The organism is Myxococcus guangdongensis (assembly GCF_024198255.1).
Taxonomy (GTDB): domain Bacteria; phylum Myxococcota; class Myxococcia; order Myxococcales; family Myxococcaceae; genus Myxococcus; species Myxococcus guangdongensis.
Genome location: NZ_JAJVKW010000004.1, coordinates 638,002 through 653,552 on the forward strand (window position 1 = coordinate 638,002; position 15,551 = coordinate 653,552).

Here is a 15,551-nt window from a genome sequence, read left to right on the forward strand (position 1 = left end):
GTGGCCCGGGATGCCCAGGGACATGTTCGCGAGAGCAGCGCCATCCCTGTCTCTATCACCCGGGATTCCTCTCCTCCCACCGTCTCCATCCTGACGCCGAGCCACCACGCCCAGGTTCCGAACTCGCAGGGGCTGCTCGTTACGGTCGCAGGAGTCGACAACGTCGACGTGGCGAAGGTGGAGGTCTACCTCAATGACGAGCAGACAGCCTTCTTCACCGATAGTGCTCCTGGGAAGAACGCGGGCGTCACCGGCTCATTCGTCAGTCATGTGGTCATCCCGAAGGAGAAGTTCTTCCAAGGCACGCTCGCGAAAGAGCAACTCACATTGACGGCCCGCGTGGTCGATGCGGCGAACAATCACTCTGAGGCGCGCCACACGGTCTTTCTCAAGGCGGACAGCGCTCCATCCCTGGAGTTCGTCAGTCCCGCTCCAGGCGCTGCTGTTACGGCGGCCACGCGTGTCCCGATTGTCCTACATGCCAAGGACGACGTGGCTGTCTCCCGTGTCGACCTTTATGAACTCCGCGGCAGCACTCGCCATGCCATCAGCTCCTCGAGCCTGTCCCCTTACCGGTTCGACCTGTTGCTTCCGTTGGCCCCTGGCCCGTTCACCCTCTTGGCGGAGGCGTTCGATAGCGCGGGTCAGAAGAACGCGGGCGAGGTCTCGCTCACGTTGAAGGTGACCGCGGACGATGAGCCGCCGATGGTGGCCTTCCGCAGTCCTTCCGAAGGCAGCACGGTGTTCGCCGGGGCGGGACGAAGCGTCGATGTGGTGGTCGTGGCCACGGACAACGTCCACGTCAAGCACGCCTCGCTCTATCTGAGAGACCCTTCGGCTTCCAATGGCTCATCGGCTTCCGAGGTGCTGGTGGGCTCGGGGCCCATCACGGGGACGACGGAAGGAGGGCTGTACCAGGTCTTCAAGTGGAAGCTGGACGTTCCCGCCGCGTACGAAGGAAAGACACTGAATCTTCGCACCGTGGTGTCGGACGACGGGAACCGCACCGCGGATCGCACGCTCTCGCTGCGCGCCATCAAGAACGCTGCCCCCGTGGTCTCCCTCATGTCCCCCTCTCCCCGCACACCGGTGAAGGAGGGGCAGGACGTGACTGTCACCTTCACTGTCGCCGACGATGAGGGTGTCGCGAGTGTCGCCGCTCGCTCGGGTGGCACCACGCTGGATCCGTTCATCGGGCCCATCGATGTCTCCGTGCAGCAACGGATCGTGGTGCGGGCCCCCATCGTCGACTCATCCACGCCCGCCGCATCGCGGTCCGTGGGTGTCGCCGTCAAGGACGTCAGCCCCGTGCCGCAAGTGGGGCATTCCGACGTCGTCCTGGACATCGTCGATGACGTGGAGCACCCCACGGCCCTGTTGATGGCACCGCTCCCGACTGCCTCGGAGCAGGTCATCCAGGTTCCCTCCAACGGTAGTCTCGGCATGCGCATCGAGGTCTCCGACGACGTTCGAGTCTCACGCGTCGCCTTGTTCCTCGATTGTCCGGAAGGCGCCCCCGGAACTCCGGCGTCAAACTGCCCTGAGTTCGTCCCGCATGACCCGACGCAGTCCTTCCTCCGAGCCACGCAGGAAGACTTCGAGGAAGTGCGTGTGCCCAATCCGCAGGGACCTGGGGACATCCTGGTCAGCCGTCGGTACGTGGGCACATTCTCAGGAACCGTCTCCTTCCAGCCGCCCGATGATGTTCGCTTCAAGCCCGTGCCCGTGAGGCACGTCCTCTTCGCCCGCGCCTATGACCCCGCCGGCAACTTCACAGACACCTCGAAGGTGGTGTTTGAGATTGTTCCCGTCGAGGACAAGCTCCCTCCTGTGGTTCGAGTCGCGCTCGACGGCGTCCCGGATGCTCGGACGTGTGTCGCGGGGGCCACTGTGAAGCTCGGTGTCCAGGCATCGGACGACACCACCGTGCAGTCCGTGTCCGTGCGTTTCGACGGCGGCGAGCCGCTGGGAGGCCTGGTTCAAGAGCCCTCGACATTGCCGGCTGCTCGAGTTTCCCTGAGTGGCGATTTCGTCCTACCCACCTTGACGACCACCGAGTCACGGACGGTGAGCTTCGAGGCCACGGCTGTCGATACGCACAACCGCAGATCGGTGGCGTCGTACTCCTGTTTGTTGGTCCCCGACACGAAGCCCATCGTCCGGTGGGTGGCACCGACGAGCGGTGAGCTTGTCGAGGAGCAGCGCTACTCCGGCTCGTTGGAACTCCAGGACGATGTTGGGCTGCAGGCCGCATGGTTGGTGGCTGCGACATCCGAGGTGACCTCGGTGTCCTCCAGTTCTGTGACGCTCGCCGCTCCGTCGCTGGCGACCGAAGGCGCATCCTTCGATGCAAGTGCCTTCGCCTTCTCGAGGGCCTCCCTCTCATTCGGCATGCATCCTCTTCTGTCCGAGGCCGTTGCTTTCGGAGTCGAAGGAGAAGCGGGGGCCTTGCGCCTCACACCTCACGCTCCGGTTGGCAATGAGGGAGCCCCAGGCGTCCTGAAGCTCAAGGTCTCGGGGGCGACCCCGGGCGCTCAGGCACGTGTGACCTATCACCTTCGTCCCAAGGACAATCTCTCCCCCGATGACCGTGTGGCGTTGGAGGTCTTCAAGGCCCGTTTCCCTTCGGGCGATTTCACCCAGTCTCGATGGGTGGCGCTGAGCGCCCAGTCGGATACGGCGGTAGACATCGGTTTCGATGCACGGGTGGTCGAGGTCGAGCAGGTCCAGGTGGAGCTGCTGCGCGCCTCGGGAGACGCGAGGCCCGTGCTCGTCTCCGGACTCGCCGTCCGCTATCAGTCGGGGCAGCCCTACCAGGTTCGAACCATCGCGGCAGGACAGCAGGTCGCCGTGGATCCGCTTCCGCTGGACCTCAAGGCAGGCGTGCTCACCTCGCGTCAGGTGGGTTTCCGTGTTCCAGAGACCTGGACCTCTTCGAGCGTGGGCTTGACGGCCGTGGCGGTGGATACGAGCGGCGGCGCGTCGCGGACGACGCGCGTACTGAGCGTGGTGCCCGACACCGTGGCTCCCCAGGCGTCCATCCTCGGCATGGGCGAGGGGGCATCGATTGTCGTGGGTCAGCCGCTCTCGGTCCGGGTGCGCGTGTCCGACAACGCGAGCCTCGCTCGAGTCCGTCTCCTGGTGGATGGCGTTCCCCAGGGGGAGCAGCTCCTCGTGGGCACCGCGCAGGAACTCTCGTTCCCTGTGACGCGCGAAGCGCTGGGACCCGCCGAGCTGTACGTCCAGGTCTGGGATCGTGCTGGCAATCAGTCCGTCTCCCTTCCTTCCTACCTCCAGGCTGTTCCGGACGGAAAGCCCATGGTCCAGCTCGACAGGCTGGAGGCTTTGGGAGAGACGCTGCATCGCACCGAGCTGGAGAGCGGCTTCGTCCGCCTGCTCCAAGGTGGAAATGCAACGCTGTACTTCACGGTGAAGGATGACGTCGGCGTCAAATCCGTGACCACCACCTTCGGTTCGGAAGCGACGCGGACTCACTCGTTCGTCCCATCGGTGAAGACCGAACAGCGTTCCGTGGTGTTGACGCCGCCCCTGGGCGCGGAGGGACAGCCCTCGGTGCTCACGGTGACCGTGCGCGACACCGCGGATCACGAACAGAGCATTCGACTGGTGGTCGAGAGTCGCAGGCCGCGTGCTCCCGAGCTGGCCTTCCTGGAACCCGCGGCGGATGCATCGCTCGTGGAAGGTAGCATCCAGCTCCGGCTGGGAGCGCTGTCATCGGACGACACACGGGTGACCGGAGTGGAGTTCTTCATCAACGACAGGCCCGCGCTGCAACTCCAGGAGCGTGACGGCATTGCCGTCCCGACCTTTTTCAATGAGGCCGGTGACCCCGTCGCCTCGGATGTCACCGTCCGCGAGGCGTTGGCCCAGCTGAACGTGGTGCCCGAGGAGATTGGCCGCTTCCGAATCTTCCGCGGCCTGTTGTCCTTGCCCGCGGGCTTCGTCCGGCTGGATCCGAATCGCTCGGAGAGCTTCATCCAGCTCCGCGTGGAGGCTCGGGATCTGGAAGGGAACCGCGCTTCCGTGGAACGGAGGATTCGTATCGTCTCCGACTCGCGTCTGCCTGTTGCGAGCATCTTGCGCCCGAATCTGGGCCGGGACGTCATCGAAGGGACACCCGTGCTCGTTCAGGTCCAGGCGCACGACAACGCCTTCGTGGACCGGGTGGAGATCTACGCTGGCCCCAGCGCGGAGGCCCTGGAGATCATCCACATCGCCGGAGGCTTCCCCGCAGAGAACGCACTGCCGGGCTCCGCCTTCGACGTGTACTCGCCGGTGGTGACCTTCCAGCATTCGGTGCCGGAGCTGGCTCGGCTCGGAGGATTGGACAATGTCCCGTACTTCATCGCCACCAGGGCCCGTGATGTCTCCGGGAACTACGGGGAGATAGAGTATCAGCAGATTGACGTGGTGAGGGACCGCGAGCCGGCGCTGTCCATCCTGTCCCCAGCAGATGGCTCGCGCGCCGTCGCGAAGAACCTGCTCCCGGTGGTGATGTCCGCCGAGGATGACGTCGCCATCACTTCGGTGTCGCTGTTCCTGGACGGCGCGACGACTCCGTTCGCGACGCTCTCCCAGGCACCCTTCTCGTTCCTCGTTCCTGTCCCGGAGACCGAGGGAGGCACGCTTCGCCTGCAGGGGCGGGCGAAGGATAGCTTCGGTCACGAGGTTTTCTCACAGCTGGTCGTCCTGACCGTGGCGGAGGACCAGGCTCCGACGGTGGTCATCGCCCAGCCCGGGCACGAGAGCGTCGTCTACGAGGGACGTGATTTCTCCGTGCTCGTCGCCGCGCAGGATGACGTGGAGGTCCGAGGCGTCGAGGTCACCGTGGAAGGTGGCCCGAGCGGACCGCTCCACTTCGTCAGCACTACGCGTCCCTATACGTTCCGGGTCCCGCTGCCGCATGGCTCGCGTGACCACCGACTCACCATCAACGCGAAGGCTCGAGACTCCGCCAACCAGACGACTCGTGCGCAACCTGTCTCCGTCAACGTCCAGGCGGATACGACGCCTCCGACGGTGAGGTGGGCCTCACCCGCGCAGGGCTCCGCGATTCGTGAGGGCTTGAGGCTCGACGTGGAGGCTCGCGCGGAGGACAACGTCGGAGTCGCGAGCGTGACGATCTCCGCGCAGGTGGGGACTGGCGCGCCAGTCGAGGTGGCGCGCTTCGCCGCGCCGCCGTACCGCTTCTCCTATTCCGTTCCCAAGGCGCTGGTGCCCTCGGGGGGCGATTCGGTCCCCGTGACGTTCACCGCCAAGGCGGTCGACCTGAGCAATCTGAGTGCGACCGCGAGCGTGACGGTGAGCGTGGCGGACGACGAGCCGCCCACCGTGGCGCTGGTGGCGCCCTCGAAGCCCGTGGTGGTGGGGCAGCCGGCCATCTTCCGCGCGGATGCGAAGGACTGGGTCGCGCTCTCACACGTCACGTTCCTCGTGGGCCCGGCGCCGGACCGCCTCGCGGAGGTGGGTCGCCTCTTCATCGCGCCTTTCGACTACGCCTTCATGGCGGAGCCGTCCCAGGTGGGGCAGCGGCTGTGGATGGCGGCGCGGGCCGTGGACTCCGCCGGTCAGGCGACGCTGTCCGAGCCCGTGGACTTCACTGTCCGGCAAGACCAGGCGCCCACGGTCGCGTTGACGCGCCCCGAGGCCGACAGCGTCGTCTTCGCGGGCGCGCGCATCCGCATGGAGGCCAACGCGGTCGACGCGGACAGTGGCATCGCGTCCGTGTCCTTCTTCGTCGACGGCCGGAAGGTGGCCACTGCCACGACGCCGGCGGGCATCCCTGGCAGGCCGAGCGCCTATGTCGGGAGCTTCGTCGCCCCGCTGGGAAGCGGGAGCAGGACGTTCGACGTCATGGCGGTCGCGGTGGACATGGCGGGGCAGGAGACCGCCTCCGCCGTTCGGAAGGTGGGCACGATTCCCGACACGACGGCTCCTGAAGTCGAGCTCATCGACCCGCCGCACCTCGATATCGTGACCGAGGGCGAGCCGTTGCTGCTGTCGGCGTTCGCGGAGGACAACGCCGCGGTCGACCGGGTGCTGTTCACCTCGACCCGCGACCTGCCCGGTGGCGGGGCGGTGACCGAGGAATTGGGTTCCACGGCGATGCCCATCCTCGCCGACTCTGGGCGAACCCATTATCGCTACACATGGCTCCTGCCGACGCCGATGGCGGGCCAGCAGAGAACCCTCCAGGCGCACGCGCGGGACCTGGCTGGAAACTCGGCCGTGTCAGGTGTCGTCCGGGTGGAGGGTGGAATGCGCCCGACGCGTCCCCCCTATCGCCCGTTGGGAGTCTCGAGCGAGAGCCTGCGGCTGTCCGCCCTGTCCTTCGATGGCAACACCGTGGGCGTGGTGGGTATCACGGGCGCGCCCTGGGGCGCCCCTGTGTCTCAAGGCGTCGAGTTCTTCCAGGTGTCAGGGGCCTCTCAGGAACCGGTGACGGGATTGGCGGCGCACGCGCTGGAAGGTGTGCCGGTGGCCTCCACCTTCCACGAGAAGCGGGCGCTCGTCAGCGTTCGCCACAATGCCGCGGGGCGTGCTGGAGAGCTCGTGCTCTTCGACACGCGAGACATCGGGAACATCAAGCGCGAAGGGGCCGTCGACTTGTCGGGCCCCGAGGTCGGGGGCGTGGCTGCAGCGGGGCAACTGGGGTTCGTCGCCAACGGGCGGGCAGGTGTCGTCGTCATTGATCTTGCGAGCCCTGCCTACCCCCAGCGCATCACGACGCTCCCCGTGACGGGGGAGGCCCTGGACGTGGCGGTTGCGGGAGACCGACTGCTCGTGGCGGCGGGGAGCGGGGGGCTCCGGGTGTTCGACCTGTCGGACCCGGAGCTGGGAGAGCTGGACTTCATCCCGGTCCCTGGTTCGGCGCAGACCGTGTCGGTGGAAGGCGCCCGGGCCTTCGTCGGGTGTGCGGGGGCGTCTGCCTCGCTGATGGTCGTGGACCTGAGAGGGGCACCCCGGGTCCTGTCCATGCTGTCGCATGCGTCGGCTCGGGCGGATCTGCTGGCGCAGGGGCAACGCTCGGTGGCGGCCCTGGGCAACCTGTCCGTGTCCACGGTGCAATACGTCAACGAGGAGGGCCGGTCGGTGAAGGGGCTGCTCACCACCTCCATGGTGGACAGCGAGGGAATCGCATCGAAGCTCGTCCACGCCAACGTTCCGGAGGCGCAGGAGGTGCTGTTGACGCCTTCGGGCCCGATGACCCTCTTCGGTCACGCGGGCGTAGCGGAGTTCACCGTGCCGCGACTGGTGGTCACCGATGTGTCCCCGAGGGACGGCGCGGAGCAGGTGGCGCTCGGCGGTGGTTCACTGAACCTCTCCGTCGACTTCTCCCAGCCACTGGATGCGCAGACGGTGACCTCCGCGCGTGTGGCCCTGCGCAAGGGGCTGATGAACGGCGCCCCCCTCGATGTCACCGTCCGACTGAGTGCGACCGACGAGCGACGTCTTGAGATCGTCCTGCCGCCCGGCGCGGTGTTGGACCCCGACACGCTGTACTCCATCACGGTCGAGCCTGGCATCCGGAGCCAGTCTCCTTTCAATCAGGAGTTGGAGAAGCGCTTCATGGCGCGCTTCCGTACGGGAACCACGACGGGGGATGCGCCGCGGGTGAGCGGTGTGGTGCCCAGGGCGGGGCCGGTGGACGGTGGAACGCCCGTGAAGATTTCTGGCGCGCACTTCGAGTTGGGCGCTCGTGTCTACTTCTCCGGTGTCGAGGCGACGGACATCATCGTCGACAGCGACGGCGGCTTCGTCATGGCGCGCACTCCGCGGCAGGTGGAGGGGCCCGCGCGTGTCACGGTCGTCAACCCAGGTGGACTCCAGGGGAGCTTGCTGGGTGGCTTCGTGTACATGGACATCCTTCAGGTGCATCAGGCCAGTCCATCCTCGGGACCGCTGGCGGGTGGACAGGAGGTGGAGCTGTCCGGAGCGGGGTTCCAGTTGGGGGCGGAGGTCCATTTCCGGGGGCAGTCCGCGGAAGCGCCGCTGGGCGGCAAGGCGACCCGGGTGACCGTGCTGTCGCCGGGACGGATGCGTGTGACGACGCCTCCCGGGAGCTTTGGCCCGGCGGACATCGTCGTCGTGAATCCAGACGGTCAGCGCGCGGAGCAGCAGAGTGCCTACCTCTACTCGAATCTGTCGGCGCCGACGCGAATCGCACGGTACACGCCTCGCGTGGACGGACCTGAGTTCCGGCCGTTGGATCGGCTGCCGCAGGGACGTCCTGGTCAGGTGGTGCTGGCGGACCGCAGGGCCTACCTGCTCTCCGACGCCTCGATCGAATCTGGAGCCAAGGACATTACCGAGGTCCTGAAGCGAAGCATCCTGGGGGCGCTCTCCGTGGTGGACGTCTCGGTGCCTGGAAGCGCCAGCGTGATGGGGGGCGCGTCCTTCCCCCCGCCGTACCTACCCAGGGCGCTCGCCGTGCGCCAGGGTGTCGCGTACGTGGCCGCCGATTCTGAAACGGTGCCTGCCGTGGAGCTCGCGGGAGAAGGGGGGCCCTCGCTGCTCGTGGTGGACGTGAGCCAGCCTTCGCAGCCTCGGCTCGTGTCCGCGTTGCCGTATGAGGGACAGGCGCTGGAGATCGCCTTGGTGGACGACCTCGCGCTCATCGCGGCGGGAGAGCGCGGCCTCGCGCTGTTCTCGCTCGTGGACCCCTTGCGTCCCGCGCTGCTCGGCTCGGTGCGCTCCTTCCTGCTGAAGGGGAGCGTCCGGAACGTTTCCGTCCAAGGCGTTCGGGTGATGGGGCGATATGGCGTCCTCGACGCGTCCAGCGAAGGCCTGCGTGCCTCGCTGGTGGTGGACCTGGCTCGCCCTGGCTTCCCGGTGGTGGGCGAGGGCCCCGCACTGGGGGCGCTGGCCCTCTATGAGGGCATGGGACTCTCCGTCGTGAACGAGCAGGCGAGCGTGGTTTCCCTGGTCCCGCCGACGCAGCCGCGGAGGGTCGCTCCGGTGCCCGCGCTCGTGGGGACTCGTTTCTCCACGTCGGACATCGGGCCCCACCTGGGCGTGAGTGGTGGTGGCGGCGTGGTGCAGCTCACGGCGGTCTCCGAGCCGACGGCGCCGCTCCCCATCGATGCCGTGGACCTCTGGCCCGCGACGGTCCTGGGTGGCGTGTCCATGGAACGTGGCGTCGTGGTGGCGTCACTCCGGGAGGTCTACACCCCTGCCAACCAGGTCGCGCCCAATGACGGAATGGCCATCATCGAGGTGCCGTTCCCGGTGGTCGTGTCCACGCAGCCTCGTGCTCACGAGAAGGGCGTGCCCAAGACGTCGAGCGTGGTCCTCGACCTCAACATGCCCATCGCGGTGCCGGGGCGGCTCGACGCCCGCTTGTTCAAGCTGAGCGGCTCCGTCGAGGGTGAGCCCGTGCCGGCGACCGTCTCGATTCCCGAGGGGCGTCCTGACCGCATCGTCCTCACCCCCGCCAACCTGCTCGAGGCGGGGATGCGCTACCGCGTGGTCGCCACGGCGCTGAAGGGGGCCGCGGACGGCGCCCGCATGCCCGGTCGCTTCGTGATGGAGTTCGAGGCGTCAGGTGAGACGGTATCGCGTCAGCCCGTCGTCCAGTCCCTCTCGCCGCGAGAGGGCCCCGTGGCTGGAGGTACGCTCGTCACGCTGTCAGGCAGTGGCTTCCAGACAGAGCTGGTGGTTCGCTTCGGTGGTGCCCCAGCGGTTGTCGAATCCATCTCACCGGTCGAGGTGAAGGTCAGGACACCCGCGTCGCTGACGGCGGGCGCGGTGGCGCTCGAGGTGCGCAATCCATCGGGAGGCACGCTGATTCGCGCGGGCGCATTCCTGTACACGAAACCCCTCGAGTTGCTCGCCATCTCTCCGGGACGCGGACCCTCGACAGGTGGCGCGAAGGTGGTGCTGACGGGGCAGGGCTTCACGACGACGGGCCTGATGCAGGTCCTCTTCGACGGCGCACCGGCCCTGCGCGTGCGCACGCTCGGCATGGAGCGCATCGAGGCGGTCACGCCCAATGGGCTCCGTGGCGCGGTGGATGTGACGGTGGTGCATCCGAGTGGAGCCCGCGCCACGTTGCGCGACGCCTACATCTTCGACCAGCCGACGGATTCGGCGGTCGCGTTCCCGGGAGAAATCCGCGACATGGTGACCATCGGTGACCATGTCTACATGGTGGGCGCCAACGGGCTGCGCGTGGTGGACCTCTCCGGAGTCCACCGCCTCGGGCGCCTGGCAGGGACGCCGATTCCGCCCGAGCGGCGCAATGAGCTCGTGGACGAGGACGGCGACCGGGTCGATGACCGCATCGTCGGTACCTGGAGCTTCGGTGGTGGCGAGTTGCTCTCCCTGTCCTATTCGCCGGATGGGCGTGATCGGCTCTACGTGGGGGCGGGCGTTCGTGGCCCGCAGGGGACCTACGGCAGGGCGATGGTGCTGGAGCTGGACATCTCGCGTCCGTTCGAGCCTCGCCAGGTGTCCGTGACGTCCTCGGGGCCTGGCGCTGTGTTCGGTCTGGATGCGCAGGGAGATCGCCTGCTCGCCGCGGCCGGTGCGGCGGGTCTGCGCGGCTTCGACATCACGCATGGCCCCTTCCTCTTGAACCTGCTGCCGTCCCCGCTCGGGCCGACGGAAGACGGTGGTCCCGACGTCTCCGCCCTCGCGGTGGAGGACGGGCTGGCGGTCGTGGGCTCCGGGCGATGGATGCCGGGGCATCGTTTCACGGGAGGCAGGCTGCATACGGTCCGAGTGGACCGGGCCTTGCTGCATCAAGATTCGCTGCCACTCGAGGTCCAGCGGGTTCGCCTGCGCCGGGACCACTGGGCGGTGGTGGCGGCGGGCAACGAGGGCCTCGTCCTGGTCGACGTGTCGCGGCCCGAGGACCTCCAGCGAGGGCCTTCCCTGGGCACCGATGTGCTCAAGGGATTCGCCTCCGATGTCCAACTGGTGGGGGACCTCGCGTACGTGGCCGTCGGCGCGGCGGGGGTGGCCGTGGTGGACCTGAGCAACATGCTGAGCCCACGGCTGCTGCACCATGTCGCCGGAGCGAGCGGCGGTTCCGCCGAGCGTGTGGCCGTCGCGGGTGGACGCGTGGTCAGCGCACGTGACCTGGGCGCGCGTGGCTGGTCCCTGGAGTTCGGTCCAGCGGCGGAGCTGACCGTGGTCTCCGCGAGCGTGAGGGCGGGAGAGGTGGTGCCTCGCGACCTGTCTTCGCTGCTGCTTTCCTTCTCGTCGACCATCACGCCGGAGAGCGCTCGCGCCGCGGTGTCGCTGACGGTCGATGGTGAGGAGTGGGTTCGGACGAGCGCGCCTCGTGTGGAACTGGAGGCTGGGAGTCCGTCGGAGCCGGCGAGCACCGTCGTTCTCCGCTTCCGCCCCGAGATGCCGCTTCCGGCGGGCGCCCAGGTGCGCCTGGCCGTGTCCACGGAGTTGCTGACTCCGGATGCGCGACATCTGCTCTCTCCTTTCGAGGTGGTCTTCGAGGCGGCATGGGCCGATGGTCGTCGCCCGTTGATTGGTCAGGTGGCGCCCCGAGTGGCTTCCACCGAAGGCGATGTCCTCGTCGAAATCCTCGGGGAGAACTTCGCGGAGGTGACCACGGTCCTCATCGGTGGCTCGGTCGCGCAGGTGCTGCCGACGGTGCCGCACGACCCGACGCGGCTGCGTGTCAACGTCCCGCCGGGGCTCCCTGGGCTCGCCGACGTGGTGGTCCTCAACGGTGAGCTCGATGCCTTGGGACGGCTTGTTCCTGGCACGGGGTCTGGCCTGCTGGACCGCAGGGCCGGCGCCTTCCTGTACAAGTCTCCGCTGTATCTCTCGACGGCGACGCCGCGCTTCCTCGACCCGAAGGGGGGCGGCCAGATGCGCGTCGTGGGCGATGGCTTCCTGCCGGCCTGGGCCTATGGCGCCCTGGGCGCGCCCCGTGTCTTCGTGGGGGGCATCGAGTCTTCCGAGGTCTCCGTCGTGTCGACGACGGAGCTGAGCGTGAAGGCGCCTCCTGGCTCGTTCGATGCGCGGGAGCGCTACGCGAGAGTTCGCGTCCTGTCGTCGCTGCCAAGGAACACGGGAGAGGGCGGCAGCGCGGTGCTCGACGAGGACGCGACGCTCAATCAGTCCGTGAGCTATGGCCTTGCGCGTGGGGCCGTCGTGGATTCGCTTCCTCCTCCGCCCACGCCGGGCGAGGTCTTCGTCCAGTCCTTCGTTCCGAAGTCGCTGACCGTGGACTCGGGCAATCCGCTGATGCTCTACGCGTCCGCGGGCGCATCCATCGCTGGCAACCGTCTCCCGACGGATTACCAGGGGACGTACAACACGTCAGGACGCTACTTCGACGCGTTCGTGGCGGGTGGGTTCGATGCCCAGCGCCCGGGTGCTCCCAAGGCCTCCCTTGAGGTGCGTGCCACGCCCGATGCCGCGCGAGTGGATGTGCTCCAGGCCATCCTGACGGGGTATCTGCCCGCGGAGACGCCGTGGCCCGAGCTGGACCTCACTCCGGATTCCCTCGACATCGCGACGCGCGATGAACAGGTGCTCGTCGCCAATGGTTCGGGCGGTCTGGCCGTGGCCCGTTCCACGGGCACTTCCTTGGAGGTGGTGGGGCGCGCGAAGTTCGGGACCTGGGCCGAGCCGCAGTTCGCCACGCGGCTGCTGGCCATTCCCGTGGGTGGCTGGGTGGCGTTCAATGGCATGACGCCCAATCCGCCTCCCGGCGCCGGCCTCTGCATCGGGCACGAGCCCGCGGTGGGGACGGGCGGGGCCCTGAGGCTCGTCGACACGCGCCATCCGTCGGACCCGTTGCTCGTGGGGAGCATTGCCCTGGCGGAAGAGCCATTCGGCATGGCCTTGGGGCGCGGCCGACTCTTCGTGGTGACCGGTCACCATGAGGGCGTCCATTACTGCAACAACCCGGAAGGTGGCTTCCCTCCACCGCCAGACTACTCGCTGGGCGGTGGTGCCCGAGGTGGCCAGCGCACGACGTATCACCAGGCGGGAGAGGCTCCTCGTGGTGCGCTGGAGATCTATGCATCCGCGCATCCAGGCGCGGCCCGGGTGAAGCGACTGGAGTATGCGGCCACGCTCTCCGACGTCGTCGTCGTGGGCGACACGGCCATCGTCGCCGCGGCGGAGCTCGGGGTCCTCTTCTTCGACATCTCGACTCCGGAGGACGCGGAGGAACTCACGTCCCTGCGCATCCCCTTCGACGAGCGCCTGTCCAACACCCCCGGCGAACCGCAGCGGCTGCGCCTGCTGGGAGACATGCTCTTCGTGTCGTCCAACCGCGGTGGCGTGCTCCTGGTGGACGTGGCGGATCCACGCCACCCCGAGCTCATCAGCGGTGGAAACACCGAGGTGGCCTTCGACACGGCGATGGTCGGGGATCGGCTGATGCTGGCGGGAGGCGACAGGCTGACGGAGCTGGTGGTTCCCTTCTCGTTCGTCACCGACGTGGTGCCCGCGCGCGGCTCCATCATCTCCCCCGACAGTCCGGAGCTGCTGGTCCGAATCAACCGCCCCATCCATGTCCCGAGCATCCATACGGGCACCGTCCAGCTCGTGGGGAGCGATGGCCTGCCGGCGGTCGGCGCGGATGGGCAGCCCGTGGCGCTCACCTTGACGGTGGAGAATGACCTGAGCACCCGTCGTCACGGCGTGAAGGTCCGTGTCGAGGGGACGCTGCGGCCGCAGACGCAGTACGTGCTGCGCATGACGACCGGCGTGACGGACCAGTCCGGCGGGAGCCTGTTGCGCTCATTCGAGGCGGGGTTCCTGACGGGGGCGGCGCTCAGCCGACAGCCCTTGCTGGTGGCGCTGGAGCCGCACAGCCTGCCTCGCGCCTCGGGAGGCCGTGTGGCGCTCCGAGGGAGGGGCTTCACGGGCACCGAACGCGTCAGCTTCACCGTGAGCGGGCATGCGGCCCGCATGGTGGACTGCGCGCTCGGAGGCAGCGGCTGCGTCGTGTCCGCGGATGGCACCTCGCTGTCGCTCGATGCGCCGGGCGCGGACCAGACGGGGCCCGCGGACGTGAAGGTCGTCCATCCGGGAGGGCCGTCCTCGGAGCTCGCCTCGGCGCTGTTCTATCTGGAGGCGGTGGCGGAGGCTCGGGCGACGTTGTCCCCGGACCATGGCCCCGTGGGGGGCGGTACCCGCGTCACGCTGGCGCTGGACCGCGATGCGCTGATGCCAGGGATGTCGGTGCTCGTCGGCGCGGAGTCCGCCGAGGACGTGGACATCGTGGACCTGCGCACCATGCGCTTCACGACGCCCCGAGCCGACGCGGCGGGGCTTGCCACGATTCGGGTGGTCGACCCCAGCCAAGGGGCGCCTGGGGCGACTGGGTGGCCGGTCGCGACCTTCGCGTACGACATGCCGTTCCGGATGAACCTGGACCTGCCGGGTTATCCCCCCAAGCAGGTGTCCGAGCTGCGCAGAGTCAGCGACACGCTGTTCGTTGGCGTGAGCGCGCCGTCCCATGCCGTGGGGCTCGACATCTTCGACATGGGCCTCGAGGAGCGTCCCATCCGCCTCGGTGGCTTGGTGACGGAGCAGCCGGTTCTGGGGCTGGACGTCAGTGGGAACCTGGCGGTGCTCGCGGAGGGGGCGGGCATCTCCGTGGTGGATGTCTCCGCGCCGAAGCGGCCCTATCTGGTGGGCCGGGCGACGACGGGCGGCATCGCCACGGGTGTCAGGATCGAGGGGCCGCTGGCCTATGTCAGTGTGACGCACCCAGGCGTGGCCAGCGGGCAGATCCAGGTCTTCGACCTGGCCGCACCGCAGCCGGTGTTCGTGCGCTCGGTGCCGCTGTATCCGGAAGATGGGCTGGCGCTCGAGCTGGGAGTGGGGCGCTTCTACGTCCTCACCTCGAACATCCGCGATGGAGGGGCCAACGGGTTGAGACTCGCCATCCATGACCGCGAGGGTGTCCGCGTGGGCGGCGTGGTGGTCGAGGCGGGGCTGTCGGTGGATGGGCTGATGCGCGCGCGCATCGCGGTCCGCTCGGGTCGTGCCTATATCTCGGTGGGGCCGCGCCTCTACGTCTTCGACGTGTCCGCGGAACACGAGGCCCAGCCCGTGAAGCTCCAGTCCACGGCGTTGGTGGCGGAGGGGACGGGCCTGACGTGGTACGGCGGCAGTCTGCTGGTCGCCACGCGCGATGCGGAGGAGACGATTGTCGAGGTGCCCGCCACGGAGTTGTTGGCGGTGGGCCACTCTCCCGCGCACGAGGCCGTGGCTCCCGTGGGCTCGAGCGTCCACATCGACTTCAACCTGCACGTCGACGCGAGCTCGCTTGCGTCCGGGGGGCTGGTCGTGAAGGCCTTCTCCGCGAGCCATCCGCCCCCCGTGGGGCGTGTGGTGGGGGGCGAGGTCGAGGTCCTCTTCACGGGAGCCAGAGGCTCGTCGCTCCTCTTCGCGCCGAGCTCGGGCTCCGCCTTCATGCCGGGTGAGCGGGTCGAGGTCTCGCTGGCCCAGGGGAGCATCAAGTCCTTGCTGCAGGAGTCGGGCGTGACGCGCTCACTGGCGAGCCCGGTCTCCTTCAGCTTCCAACTGGATGAGGGAGG

1 protein-coding gene (running past one end of the window) is annotated in these 15,551 nt (G+C 68.2%); it reads left to right on the forward strand.

Annotated features, from left to right (window positions below; all coding sequences use genetic code 11):
• Positions 1 to 15,551, forward strand: the 5' portion of a protein-coding gene (locus tag LXT21_RS15765) for an Ig-like domain-containing protein (RefSeq protein WP_254038955.1). 14,053 nt of this gene lie beyond the right edge of the window; the window shows 15,551 of its 29,604 coding nt (coding positions 1-15,551); the start codon lies at positions 1 to 3; its stop codon lies beyond the right edge, outside the window.